General features: G+C 53.1%; 10 protein-coding genes and 1 pseudogene. 9 read left to right on the forward strand and 2 right to left on the reverse strand.

Going from position 1 to position 12,372, the window contains the following annotated elements; all coding sequences use genetic code 11:
* The first annotated feature begins 71 nt into the window (after positions 1–71).
* Positions 72–1,406, forward strand: coding sequence for a glycoside hydrolase family 28 protein (locus AACH44_RS16030; RefSeq protein WP_261846910.1), 1,335 nt, complete (start codon positions 72–74; stop codon positions 1,404–1,406).
* An 82-nt stretch (positions 1,407–1,488) separates the two neighbouring features.
* Positions 1,489–1,851: a 6-carboxytetrahydropterin synthase QueD gene (queD, locus tag AACH44_RS16035; protein ID WP_261846911.1), complete on the forward strand. Its 363-nt coding sequence runs from the start codon at positions 1,489–1,491 to the stop codon at positions 1,849–1,851.
* 70 nt (positions 1,852–1,921) lie between these two features.
* Here queD and queE read toward each other — a convergent pair whose 3' ends face one another.
* Complete coding sequence (gene queE, locus AACH44_RS16040; protein WP_261846912.1) at positions 1,922–2,593, reverse strand: 7-carboxy-7-deazaguanine synthase QueE; 672 nt, start codon at positions 2,591–2,593, stop codon at positions 1,922–1,924.
* Between the two features lie 183 nt (positions 2,594–2,776).
* Between queE and AACH44_RS16045 the strand changes: the two genes are divergently transcribed.
* Entirely contained in the window at positions 2,777–3,760 is a 984-nt protein-coding gene (locus AACH44_RS16045; RefSeq protein WP_261846913.1) for an MBL fold metallo-hydrolase, read from the forward strand.
* 15 nt (positions 3,761–3,775) lie between these two features.
* On the opposite strand, the gene AACH44_RS16050 is transcribed toward AACH44_RS16045, so the two are convergent.
* Positions 3,776–4,708: a LysR substrate-binding domain-containing protein gene (locus AACH44_RS16050; RefSeq protein WP_261846914.1), complete on the reverse strand. Its 933-nt coding sequence runs from the start codon at positions 4,706–4,708 to the stop codon at positions 3,776–3,778.
* 98 nt (positions 4,709–4,806) lie between these two features.
* Between AACH44_RS16050 and AACH44_RS16055 the strand changes: the two genes are divergently transcribed.
* The 6 genes and pseudogenes from AACH44_RS16055 to AACH44_RS16080 all read left to right on the forward strand — a co-directional run bounded on the left by AACH44_RS16055 (position 4,807) and on the right by AACH44_RS16080 (position 12,349).
* Positions 4,807–5,796 (forward strand): MBL fold metallo-hydrolase, encoded by a 990-nt coding sequence (locus tag AACH44_RS16055; protein ID WP_261846915.1) that lies wholly within the window; start codon positions 4,807–4,809, stop codon positions 5,794–5,796.
* An 8-nt stretch (positions 5,797–5,804) separates the two neighbouring features.
* Positions 5,805–5,885 (forward strand): annotated as a pseudogene (locus AACH44_RS16060) (NAD(P)-dependent oxidoreductase); the annotation flags it as partial.
* Between the two features lie 321 nt (positions 5,886–6,206).
* On the forward strand, positions 6,207–8,372 hold the full coding sequence (locus tag AACH44_RS16065; RefSeq protein ID WP_261846916.1) for a type VI secretion system Vgr family protein: 2,166 nt from the start codon (positions 6,207–6,209) through the stop codon (positions 8,370–8,372).
* A 4-nt stretch (positions 8,373–8,376) separates the two neighbouring features.
* Complete coding sequence (locus tag AACH44_RS16070; protein WP_261846917.1) at positions 8,377–9,723, forward strand: VRR-NUC domain-containing protein; 1,347 nt, start codon at positions 8,377–8,379, stop codon at positions 9,721–9,723.
* Positions 9,724–9,750: 27 nt separating this feature from the next.
* Positions 9,751–10,902 carry a DUF3396 domain-containing protein gene (locus tag AACH44_RS16075; RefSeq protein WP_261846918.1) on the forward strand — a complete coding sequence of 384 codons (1,152 nt, stop codon included), beginning with the start codon at positions 9,751–9,753 and terminating at the stop codon, positions 10,900–10,902.
* Positions 10,903–11,002: 100 nt separating this feature from the next.
* Positions 11,003–12,349, forward strand: a complete 1,347-nt coding sequence (locus AACH44_RS16080; RefSeq protein WP_261846919.1) for a VRR-NUC domain-containing protein — start codon at positions 11,003–11,005, stop codon at positions 12,347–12,349.
* Positions 12,350–12,372: the final 23 nt, after the last annotated feature.

Below are 12,372 nucleotides of genomic sequence, written 5' to 3' on the forward strand. Positions count from 1 at the left end.
CCTGACAGACACAGCTAAAGACCCACAAACGTGCTGCAATTGGAGCAGGCTCGATCAGATAGGATAAAGCGATGAAGCACTCTATTCAGTCATACTCCCCCGCTGCCGACGGCATCACGCCGGATACCGCCATCTTTCAGCAGGCTATCGATCGGATTGCGGCACAGGGCGGCGGCACCCTGACGGTGGAACCGGGGCACTACCTGTTAGGGGGATTGTTGCTACCTTCCAATTTTTGCCTGCAACTTGAGGCCGGAGCAGAACTCATCGTCAGCGGGGACTATGAACAGTTTACGCAGGCCACGACGATCAGCATGGCCGAGCTGTCGCACCGCGCGTTTCTTTATGCCTATCAACAGCACAATATTACGATCTGCGGTCAAGGTAAGATCATGGGAAATGCCGACGCCTATTTCTCTGCGGAACCGGACGATCAGGGCTATCGCCTGCCTGCACAGCATCGCCCACGTATTGTGGTGTTTGAAGATTGCGAACACGTTCGCCTGTGTGATTTTACCATTGAGCACGCGCCAATGTGGACCGTGCATCTGGTCAGTTGTCGCCACATCATCGTCGAACGTCTGACGATTGATAACGATCTGAGCATGGCAAATACCGATGCGCTGGATCTCGACAGCTGTCAGCAGGTGCAAATCAGCAACTGTTCGCTGAGTGCCGCCGACGATGCGCTATGCATCAAAACCACCCACAAACCGCCCCATTTGCAACGTAAGGTACAGCAGGTTGTCATCAGTAATTGTCTGCTGCGTTCCAAGAGTTGCGCGCTGAAGATCGGTACCGAAACCTTTGCCGATATTGAAGATATCTCCGTCAGCAACTGCGCTATTTACGACACTAACCGCGCCATCGGTCTGATCTCGCGCGATGGCGGCGCATTCCGACGCCTGCAATTCAGCAACATCACGTTCCAATGTATCGCCGCGCATCCGTGCCACTGGGGCAAGGCCGATCCGATCTTTATCTCCGTGCGTTATCGCGATCCGGCCATCGAACCCGGTCGGATCGAAGCAGTACAATTTTCACAGATCGCAGGGATCAGCGAAGGCGCGATTAACCTGCACAGCACGCCCGCAGGCTACATTCGTGACATCCATTTCCATGCCGTTCACCTCGAACAGCGGCAGAGCGACTCACCGGAACAGGATATGTACGATGTTCGCCCCCCTTGTAACCCAGAGCGCCCGACGGGAATGGGACTGGACAATGCCTATCGGGTCGATCCAGCGACAGGTCGCGCCTTCGGTGTCGACTATTATCCCGGCGGCATGCCCGCGCTATTTGCCCGTGGCGTTGTGAACCTGACCACCAGTCATATGACGATCCACCGCCCCGATCCGCTGCCCTCCGGCTGGCATCACGCCGCGATCGTGCAGTTGGAAGAATAAGGACTTTCGGGTAGTATGCGACGGTTTTTTGCATACTATGTTCTGTAAGCGCCTTTTTCAGAACGAAACCGGGAACCTCGCAATGGTCACGACACTCTTTAAAGATTTTCAGTTCGAAGCGGCACATCACTTGCCTCACGTGCCGGAAGGCCACAAATGCGGTCGACTGCATGGGCACTCTTTCATGGTGAGACTGGAAATTACTGGTGAAGTCGATCCGTATACTGGCTGGGTGATGGATTTCTCTGAGCTGAAAGCCGCGTTTAAACCGACGTGGGAGCGGCTGGATCATCACTATCTGAATGAGATCTCCGGTCTGGAGAACCCGACCAGCGAAGTGCTGGCGCATTGGATCTGGCAGCAGTTGAAACCGACGTTACCGCTGCTCAGCGCCGTGATGGTGAAAGAAACCTGCACCGCTGGCTGCGTCTATAAAGGCGAGTAGCGGGAAATTGCAGCGTGATGGTCTGGCGTGAGCGTCCTTCCCTCACGCCGCGACTATTCGTCGATAAATATCAGGCAATATTCAGGTATTTGTGCGTCTGCATGGACAGCCGCCAATTACGGGCAATGCAGGTCGCAATGCACAGTTTGGTCGCATCCTCTTTCTGACTGATCGGCTGTAGCGCCACAATACGCGGCTTATCATCATCAAGCCGCGCCAACAGCGCATCCAACGCTTCAATGTCACGTTCACGCGCCACCGGATGCTTGATCTCATCCGCCCGTTGCAGTGCCTGATCGAGTACCTTCATGCCGCCGCGCATGTTCACTTTCGGCGATACCGTTACCCAGGTTTTGGGCGAACAGCGCACGTCATGCGTACCGCTGGTTTCGATCTGGCAGCTAAAGCCCTGCTTTTCCAACTGTAGCGTCAGCGGTGCCAAATCATGGATACAAGGTTCTCCACCGGTGATGACGATGTGGCGTGCCGTGTAACCCTGCTGCGCCATCAGCACCAGAATATCGTCCGCACTTGCCGCGCCCCAGGCATCGCTTTCTTCCGTTTTTACCAGCACCTGATCCAATGAGGTTTCCCGTTCTGCCAGTTTGTCCCAGGTGTGTTTGGTATCGCACCAGCTACAACCTACCGGACAACCTTGCAGGCGTACAAACACCGCCGGTACTCCGGTAAAATAGCCTTCGCCCTGTAACGTCTGGAACATTTCATTAATCGGGTACTGCATGTTTTTCACTGTCTCGTTCACTTAAAAATGTATTATACCCTAAATCCTTCGTGTTGCAGGCTGGCAGCGATGCGGTAACAAATTCGGCGGGTCAGGGACTGTTGAGTTATTCGCCCCATGCGTCAATAATCAATCTGTTGTTACGATTTCGCCTGCTTTCATTACTAACAAGGACAAGAATAAATGACGTTATTGAAACCGCTAGCCTTATTACTCATTTCGTGTGCTTTTGTTCCTGCATTTGCTCAGGCACAGGATATCTCGCAGATTAAAACCCAACCGGGCTATTACCGCATCATGCTCGGCCAGTTTGAAATCACCGCGCTGTCTGACGGCACCAACACCATGCCAATGGATAAGCTGTTACAGCGAACCCCACCGGAAAAAATTACTGAACTGCTGGCGGAAAAAGCGCTGACTCCGCAGGTAGAAACCTCGATCAACGCTTATTTGGTCAATACCGGAAAACACCTGATTCTGATCGATACGGGCAATGGCAAGCAAAGTAATCCTACAGTAGGGAAAGTGCTGCCGAATCTGATTGCGGCGGGTTACAAACCTGAGCAAGTTGATACCGTGTTGATGACCCACCTGCACGGTGACCATTTTGGCGGTTTGGTGCAAGACAATAAGCTGAACTATCCGAATGCCACCGTGTATGTCAGCCAGCCAGAAACCGATTTCTGGCTCAGCGCAGAAAACCTGAAGAATGCGCCAGAGAACAGAAAAGCAGCATTCCAACGTGTGCAAAACACCTTTGATGCCATTAAAAAAGAGAACAAACTGAAAACCTTCCCGGCTCAGCAGACAACACTGCTGCCCGGCATCACTGCGATCCCAAGCCCGGGGCATACGCCGGGACATACCTCTTTTATGATCGAGAGCGAAGGGAAAAAACTGCTGGCATGGGGAGACATCGTTCATGCGGAAGCGGTGCAGATGAGCTTGCCAGCTACTACCATCAGCTTTGACTCGAATATGGATCAGGCGACGGAGTCGCGTAATAAAGCGCTGGCCGACGCCGCCAGTCAGGGTTACTGGGTCGCGGGTGCTCACCTGCCCTTCCCCGGCATCGGCCACGTAGGTACACGCCTGGAACGCAATGGCACCACTAACGGCTATCGCTGGCTCCCGGCGAATTACAGCGTGGCGGGATTATCGCAATAATCCCCTTGCCGCGACTCAAACAGGGGGCGAATCCGCCTCCTGCTCCGCAACCACCTCCGCAATTTGCTCATACAGCCACTTGATTGCCGGGTTACTGTCTTGCCGTGCATGCCAGAGTGCTGAGAGCGTATACGCCGGTAATTCAAGCGGCACTGGGCTGTCGATCAAACCATAATACTGACACCACTGAGTCGCCAGCTTTTCCGGTACGGTAGCGATTGACGGCGTTTGCTGCAATATTCCCGGCAAAGCAGAGAAATGTGGCGTGGTGTAATGAATCGCCCGCGTCATTTCCTGTTTTTCCAGCATGTCGTCCACAATGCCATGCGCACGTTCACGGTATGTCACCAGTAAATGGCGCTGCTGGCTGTATACGCCCAAAGGAAGAGGACGCGACAGATCAAGCTGCTGTGGATGCCAAAGCGCTCGGAATCCTGACGATAGCAGCGCATGCTGCTTCAGCCAGCTTGCCGGTGAACTAACGACAGAAACGACCAGATCGACACTGTCATTTTCCAACAGCTCCACATCCAAAAACGGATCAGTGGCCACAAGATTGATGCGCAAATTAGGCGCATTCGCGTTGAGCCGTTTCAGCAGCAGCGGCATTAGCCATATTTCCACCCAATCGGTCATTCCCAGCGTGATCACCCGTGAATCGGTTAACGGATCAAACTTCTCGGGTTCGCCCAGAACCGACTGCAAGTGTTCAAAAGCAGGAGACAGCTGGGTCGCCAGATAATCCGCACGCGCCGTCGAGCGCATCACCTGTCCCGTACGGATAAACAGCGGATCGTCAAACAGCGTACGTAAACGCGCCAGCGCCCCACTCACGGCAGGCTGCCCCAAATGCAGCTTATCCGCCGCCGCCGAGACACTGTTCTCGCGATACAACACCAGAAATGTCACCAGCAGGTTTAAATCCACACCGCGAAAATCATTTTCCATGATAGCCAACATCAAGTTAATCAATTTGAACAATAGTACTACCAGCAGAATAATCCTTCCAGTCCCTGACAAGCAGGATCACCTTCCAAGAGAGTGCAATGAAAATGAATCTTCTGAAACAAACGTTATTATTGGTCGCTTTACTGGCGGGAACGCCCGTTATAGCCAGTGCAGAAGCGGTGCCTCAACTGAAAACGCAAGCGCCGGGTTATTACCGGATGATGCTAGGACAGTTTGAAATTACCGCTCTTTCTGACGGTACGGTCACCATTCCGCTGGATAAGCTACTCACCCATATTCCCCACGAGGAAATGCTGCACCTGCTGGCGCAAAAGAATCTCCAGCCGCAGGCGGAAACCTCCATTAATGCGTATCTCATTAATACGGGTAAACAACTGATACTGGTGGATACAGGGGCTGGTCCCCTATTCGGTAAACTGGGAGGTAAATTACCCGACAACCTGCGCGCCGCTGGCTATCCGCCCGAGAAGATCGATACCGTTCTGCTGACCCATATTCATGCAGACCATTCTGGCGGTGTCTCGCGTGACGGCAAACTGGTTTTCCCTAATGCCACCGTTTATGTTAACCAGAAGGATGCGGATTTCTGGCTCAACCCAGTTAACAGCGACCATGTGCGGGATAGCGAGAAACACACGTTCGGGCAATCTGAGGATTCATTGCAACCCGTGCTTGCCGCCAACCGGCTGAAAACCTTCGCAGGTAAACAGCAGCTTTTCCCTGGTATTACCGCCGTGCCAGCACCGGGACATACGCCGGGGCACAGCCTTTATCAGATCGAAAGTGACGGCCAAAAGCTGACGCTCTGGGGCGATACGATCCATGCCGAAGCCGTACAGTTTCCTCGCCCCCTGACCACGATCGATTTCGATCGCAATATGGATGAAGCCGCAGAGGCACGTTTACAGATTCTGGCAGAGGCCGCACGTAATAATGAATGGATTGGTGCGGCACACATTTCCTTCCCCGGTTTAGGCCAGGTTAAAGCCGTGTATGATGCTAACGGTAAACCAAACGGCTATCGCTGGCTCCCGGCGAATTACAGCGTGGCAGGGCTAAAAAACTAAGGGGCAGAATGGAGTTTATTACGTTAATTACTGGCGGTTCGCGCGGCATCGGTCGCGCAACCGCGCTTTACCTAGCAGGAAAAGATCACACATCATAAGGTGGCTTATTATTTCACATATAATATATGTCATGGCATATTTATTTCCTCATCATAAACAAAAGCAACGCCTTTCATTTTAAAAACCAATAAAATTAAACCCTCTTTTAATCAAAATTAACCAACGCAATATAGTAATCTTATCCGATCACTACATTTAAATATTTATTGACCTATAAAGCGTAGCAATCAATATTGAATTCATATTTTGTCAATATTACCCTATATCCCCCAGTAAAAACCTGGCAATACGAATAACACATTCAGCTAATTCGCGTTTAACATTATCGCGCGTTAAATTAAGGAAAATAGATGTTGAATGCCAAGACGTCATCAGAAGGACTTCGGTTTACGCTACAGATAGGAAAATTGCCACCAGAAACCTTTATCGTTGTAGAGTTCACACTGGATGAGCAGTTTTCCATGCCTTTCGTGCTTAACCTGGAAGTCGTGAGCACCAATTCCAGCATCGCGTTTGGAACCGTGCTGGATAACACCGCCACACTGTCCATTTGGCAAGATGGCGAGGAACAACGCACGGTCAATGGCATTGTCAGTGAGATAGAACAAGGCGATGCTGGTTTGCACCAAACTCGCTACCGTATCACCGTACACCCGGCGCTCTGGCGAGCGGGGTTGGTCAGGCATTCGCACATCTTTCAGCAACAGAATGTTCAAGAAATTCTGGAAACATTGCTGAAAAAACATCACATCAGTGACTATGTTTTTGCATTACGTTACCCACGAGCCGTACGTGAGTTTTGCGTTCAATATCAGGAAAGCGATGCGGATTTTATCGATCGCCTGGCGGCTGAAGAAGGGCTGTTTTATTTCTTTGAACATAACAAGGATAAGCACACGCTCGTTTTTGCCGATGACTGCGCCGTACTGAATACCGGGCCGACACTTCCCTACCACCCGGCAACCCCCATCCGTTCAGATGAATGGTGCGTGACCACATTTCGCCGCCGGGAAAGCCTACGCCCTTCCGACGTGCTGCTAAAAGATTACACCTTTAAAAAACCACGCTGGCCTGCGGAATACCGTGAGTACGCCCGTGACGTCGAACACCAGTCAGGCCGCTATCTTCATTATGATTATCCCGGGCGCTATAAAGGAACAGGGCCTGGCGGGGAACATGTTGCACGCTGGCGCATTCAGGCTCTCCGTAACCGCGCGCATCAAGGGGAAGGGGCAACCAATTGCCCAGTACTTCAGCCAGGAATCCATTTTATTCTGGAAAACCACCCGTTGGAAACGCATAACACGCGGTGGCAAATTACCCGTTCCACCTACACAGGAAGGCAACCCCAAGCGCTGGAAGAAGAAACCGGAGAGCAAGGAACAACCCTGATGGGGCAATTCGCCTTTATCCCACAGGCTCAAACCTGGCGTCCCCTTTCACTGCCCAAGCCCCGGATTGATGGCGCACAAATTGCGATTGTTACAGGCCCAGACTCTGAGGAAATTTTTTGCGATGAATATGGCCGCGTCAGGGTGCGTTTTCTCTGGGATCTATCCGGCAAAATAGACGACAGCAGTTCCTGCTGGATACGGGTCTCTCACCCATGGGCGGGCCAAGGCTGGGGGATGTCGGCCATTCCACGCATTGGCCATGAAGTCATTGTGGAGTTTCTTAACGGCGACCCCGATCAACCGGTGATTATCGGGCGTACCTATCATGTCAGTAACCTGCCTCCAGGTAACTTGCCCGGCACGAAAACCCAGATGACGCTGCGTTCACAGACGCATAAAGGTGACGGATTCAATGAACTACGATTTGAGGATGAGCGCGACAGGGAAGAAATTTATATTCATGCTCAGCAGGACATGAACACCGATGTGCTGCGGGATCAAACAACGACGATCAACCGCGACATGAAACTGACGGTCGATAATAATCGAACATCGCTCATCAAAGTGGATGATGATGAGTCAGTGGGCGGATACCAGACGCTCACCGTGATGAAAGATCAAAACATTACTATCGAAGGGCAACATAGCACCGTCGTCAAAAAGAGCCGTTTTCTTACGGTGACGGACAATGATTCCCTGAACGTTGGTAAGCACATCTCCATCCACTCCGACAGCGGCCAGATTGTGATTGGCAATGCCGGAGGGAGAATTGTCATTGATCCCGTCGGCCATATCCGCATCGAAGGGGTGAGCATCACACTCGCAGAGCATGCGGCGGCTGGCATGCCACCGAGCCCATTATTTCATTATTCCGCTCGCTATACATTGCTCAATGAACGCACTGGCACCCCTCTGATCAATGCGCCTTACACCATTAAAGGGGCCAATGGTCAGGTTGTTTCCGGCAAAACGGATGCGCAGGGCAGAACCCTGATGGTACGAACGGAAAAAGCAGACAATCTGCAACTTGATATCCCGGAAGCCAAAAAACCGGTCAAAACACGCTATTACCAGGCCAGCAACAACACACAAGTGGAACGTGTGATGGAATTCAAGGAGTAACACCATGAGCAACCCTGGCACCCTGTGCCCCGCCGTCACCTCCATTACCTGCACCATGGAGCAAGGACGATTTCCTGCCGATGCTGACCCGTGCTATCTGGCGCAAAAAGCCGAGATTGCTTTGCGCCTGCCACAGCGCATCGTCACCAAAGTCGGCCTGCTGCGTTTTTTAAATCAGGTGGTAATGAGCGGGCTGATCCGTATTGAAGAGCGCAAAGCCGACTATCTGTGGGACTACAAGGCAGAAGTGGTCTTTGCCATGGCAAAACCCGTCCCCTTACCAATGCTAACCACCCGTGAAACCTCGAAAGAGGCCTACGGCGAAAACCTGCCACATTCCAGCAGTCCCTTTGCTAGGCCGTCGTCTGAAAACTGGATAAAACACAGGGTAAGCCGTATTCGTCGCCCGGATATTATTCTGGTCAACGACCCGAGCCGCCGCTGGCCAGGGCGTGGTGCCACCTATTTTGATGGTCAGACCCACCGCGATAACCTGAAAATGCTGATCGAGGTAAAGTTTCCTAATGACACCCTATCGGATGGGCAACGTATAGATTATGCCTTAATCGCAGCCGATGATCGGTTTGGCGTGATGCGTATCGAAGACAACCGCACCGAGAAACAAAAAGCGTATGACAAACAGTACAATGCCGCCACTCGACCGAGTGCCGCGCGCTATGTACTCCCGCCGATAGTGAGTAAACAGGAAACTGCCCAACCCGCTGCGCTTCCCCTGCCGCCCGCCGAAGGCATTCCTGGTTCCATACCGCAACCATTGTCCCAAAACCTGCCCCTGTTAAGCACCACACCCTGGGCGTACCTGCCCTCGGTAGAAGACTGGTTGCGGCTCGGTGATGAAGTGTCCAGTCTGGCAGAGCAAGGCTGGGAGTTCGTCCGCGACAGCACCCGGGAAGCCTTTCGTCCCTTTGGAGCCTGGGTAAATGAAAAAGGCAGTTGGCGGTGTCAGGAAATGATTGACTCTTTTACCCAACAGGCCAGCGATACCCTCAGTTGGCTCAGCGACAAGACCAGTGAAGTCATCATCTGGACATCAGCACAGCTTCAGACGTTATGGCAAACCACACTGGCAGGTATGGAAATCACGCTGGACTACCTACAACAAATCGACTGGGTACAGATACTGCATGATATCGGTGACGGCACGGTACAGTTACTCATTAAGGCTGGCGATATCCTGGTGACGGTTATCGTGGCATTGGCTGTGGCCGCTGCACTGCTGCTACTGGTCGTGGCTATCGCCGCCGCGATTGCCACTGGCGGGGCCGCCGTAGCCGCGTTGTTCGCTTCACTGGCCGCCGTTGGCGGCGGTACTCTGACCATTGCCCAGTAATCACACTATTCATCAATCGGAGCCGCTATGCCACACCCTGACTACCTCGCCCAACTGGAGCGACACGCCCCCGAGTTTACCTTTACCGATAACAATGACGTGGTCGTTACTCGCCTGGGGCTATCGATCACCCTGTTCTTTAAACAGGGCTATACCCTGGAAAAACGCCAGAAAATACTCGCCTGCTACCGGCGCTTTCGTGACGAGTTCGGCACCCATCTGCGCTTCCATGCCCACGAGTTCAAAGGCATGAAAAAATACAGCCCAGAAAATATCACCAAAGTCGAAGCGGCTATCCTGAACAAGGGCATCTACGACTACGGCGGCTGGTATGTCAGTGATGCCAAAAATATGAGTGAAGCTCCCAATTGCCTGATGCGCTATATCGATTCAGGTGATGACGATGATGATGAAAATACGTATCTCAGCCTGGTTCTGCCCTGGTTTTACCTCAAAGACCTACAGGGTATGGCACGCTTTACCGACTGGTTAACCTACCTGTGCCAGCAACTGGAGCCGGACAGCGGCGACTGCGGCCACTGCCTGAATCTACTGCAAGATTATGATGACGCCTGTCCTATCGAATATTCTCTGGCCAGACGCTACCCGCCGTTACAGGTCAACGCCAACGCCTTTGCTACCAAAAGACACTACAACAACAGTACCCGTGGCGTGAACTGGATCACCGTATTACACAACCGCTATATCACCCGGTTGGGCGGCGAAGACTGGGTGCGCAAAGAACTGGCCAAACCCCCGGACATAAGCGTTACCCCCTATCCCGGTGGCCTGTTGATCCGTGCCGGACAGTACCCAGACCTCACCCCGCTAACCGACGGCTTATCGCCCCAGTATCTGGCCGTTAACCAGTTGCTCCGCCCGATCCGCGTTCAACCGCAGGAAGGCCACTCCCTGCATTTTTATGGCGTCAACCAGTTTAATGGGGCATCGACCCGGGCCTGGTACGCCCGCTATGATCAGGGGCCGCTATCGATCACGCCCCTCAAATCCGGCACCCCGGCCTTGGTCAGCGGCTACTGGACGACCCCGTCACAGACCCGCACGCTGCGTTTTATCGCACAAGGCGAACTCGCTCCCTCGCTTTCACCCACGGAAGACACCCTATGGCATCTCGATCATGAAGCCGAATCGCCCGGCGATGTACCGGAGGCACAGTAATGAGAGCCCGTGATAGAGGAGAAAAAGGGATTCTTGTGGGCAATGCTCTTATACGATGACGTTACCGGAATAACGAGCGAAACATTCAAGGAGTAACACCATGAGCGACCTTGGCACCCTATGCCCCGCCGTCACCTCCATTACCTGCACCATGGAGCAAGGTCGCTTTCCTGCCGATGCTGACCCGTGCTATCTGGCGCAAAAAGCCGAGATTGCTTTGCGCCTGCCACAGCGCATCGTCACCAAAGTCGGCCTGCTGCGTTTTTTAAACCAGGTGGTGATGAGCGGGCTGATCCGTATTGAAGAGCGCAAAGCCGACTATCTGTGGGACTACAAGGCGGAAGTGGTCTTTGCCATCGCCTATCCAGTCCCCCTCCCAATGCTCGCCACCAGTAAAGCCTCGAAAGAAGCCTACGGCGATAACCTGCCACAATCCAGCAGTCCTTTTGCCAGACCATCCTCTGAATATTGGGTAAAACATAACATCGAAGGAATGCGCCGCCCGGATATTATTCTGGTCAACGACCCGAGCCGTCGCTGGCCGGGGCGCGGTGCCACCTATTTTGATGGTCAGGCCCACCGCGATAACCTGAAGATGCTGATCGAAGTTAAATTTCCAGGGGATACTCTATCAATTGGGCAGCGTACAGATTATATCCTGATCGCAACAAATGCTCGGTTTGGCGTGATGCGTATCGAAGACAACCGCACCGAGAAGCAAAAAGCGTATGACAAACAGTACAATGCCGCCACCCGGCCAAGTGCCGCACGCTATGTACTGCCGCCGATAGTGAGTGAACAGGAGACTGCCCACCCCGCAGTGCTTCCCCTGCCGCCCGCCGAAGGCACTCCTGGTTCCATACCTCAGCCGTTGTCCCAAAACCTGCCCTTGTTAAGTACCACGCCTTGGGCGTACAGGCCCTCGGTAGAGGACTGGCTCCGTTTCGGTGATGAAGTGTCCAGTCTGGCAGAGCAAGGCTGGGAGTTCGTTCGCGACAGCACCCGGGAAGCCTTTCGTCCCTTTGGAGCCTGGGTAAATGAAAAAGGCAGTTGGCGGTGTCAGGAAATGATTGACTCTTTTACCCAACAGGCCAGCTATACCCTTAGTTGGCTCAGCGACAAGACCAGCGAAGTCATCACCTGGACATCAGCACAGCTTCAGGCGTTATGGCAAACCACACTGGCAGATATGGATATCACGCTGGACTACCTACAACAAATCGACTGGGTGCAGATACTGCACGATATCGGCGACGGCACGGTACAGTTACTCATTAAGGCTGGCGATATCCTGGTGACGGTTATCGTGATGCTGGCCGTAGCCGCCGCACTGGTGCTACTGGTCGTGGCTATCGCCGCCGCAATTGCCGCTGGCGGGGCCGCCGTAGCCGCGCTGTTCGCTTCACTGGCCGCCGTTGGCGGCGGTTCTCTGGCCATTGCCCAGTAATCACACTATTCATCAATCGGAGT

Source organism: Pectobacterium araliae (assembly GCF_037076465.1).
GTDB classification, from domain to species: Bacteria; Pseudomonadota; Gammaproteobacteria; order Enterobacterales; family Enterobacteriaceae; genus Pectobacterium; species Pectobacterium araliae.

What these genes read in the sequence shown, in the direction of transcription:
- AACH44_RS16075 (WP_261846918.1), top strand. Translation starts at nt 9,751, where the DNA reads ATGCCACACCCTGACTACCTCGCCCAACTGGAGCGACACGCCCCCGAG.
- AACH44_RS16030 (WP_261846910.1), top strand. Translation starts at nt 72, where the DNA reads ATGAAGCACTCTATTCAGTCATACTCCCCCGCTGCCGACGGCATCACG.
- queE (WP_261846912.1), bottom strand. Translation starts at nt 2,593, where the DNA reads ATGCAGTACCCGATTAATGAAATGTTCCAGACGTTACAGGGCGAAGGC.
- AACH44_RS16070 (WP_261846917.1), top strand. Translation starts at nt 8,377, where the DNA reads ATGAGCAACCCTGGCACCCTGTGCCCCGCCGTCACCTCCATTACCTGC.
- AACH44_RS16055 (WP_261846915.1), top strand. Translation starts at nt 4,807, where the DNA reads ATGAAAATGAATCTTCTGAAACAAACGTTATTATTGGTCGCTTTACTG.
- AACH44_RS16080 (WP_261846919.1), top strand. Translation starts at nt 11,003, where the DNA reads ATGAGCGACCTTGGCACCCTATGCCCCGCCGTCACCTCCATTACCTGC.
- AACH44_RS16065 (WP_261846916.1), top strand. Translation starts at nt 6,207, where the DNA reads ATGTTGAATGCCAAGACGTCATCAGAAGGACTTCGGTTTACGCTACAG.
- AACH44_RS16045 (WP_261846913.1), top strand. Translation starts at nt 2,777, where the DNA reads ATGACGTTATTGAAACCGCTAGCCTTATTACTCATTTCGTGTGCTTTT.
- AACH44_RS16050 (WP_261846914.1), bottom strand. Translation starts at nt 4,708, where the DNA reads ATGGAAAATGATTTTCGCGGTGTGGATTTAAACCTGCTGGTGACATTT.
- queD (WP_261846911.1), top strand. Translation starts at nt 1,489, where the DNA reads ATGGTCACGACACTCTTTAAAGATTTTCAGTTCGAAGCGGCACATCAC.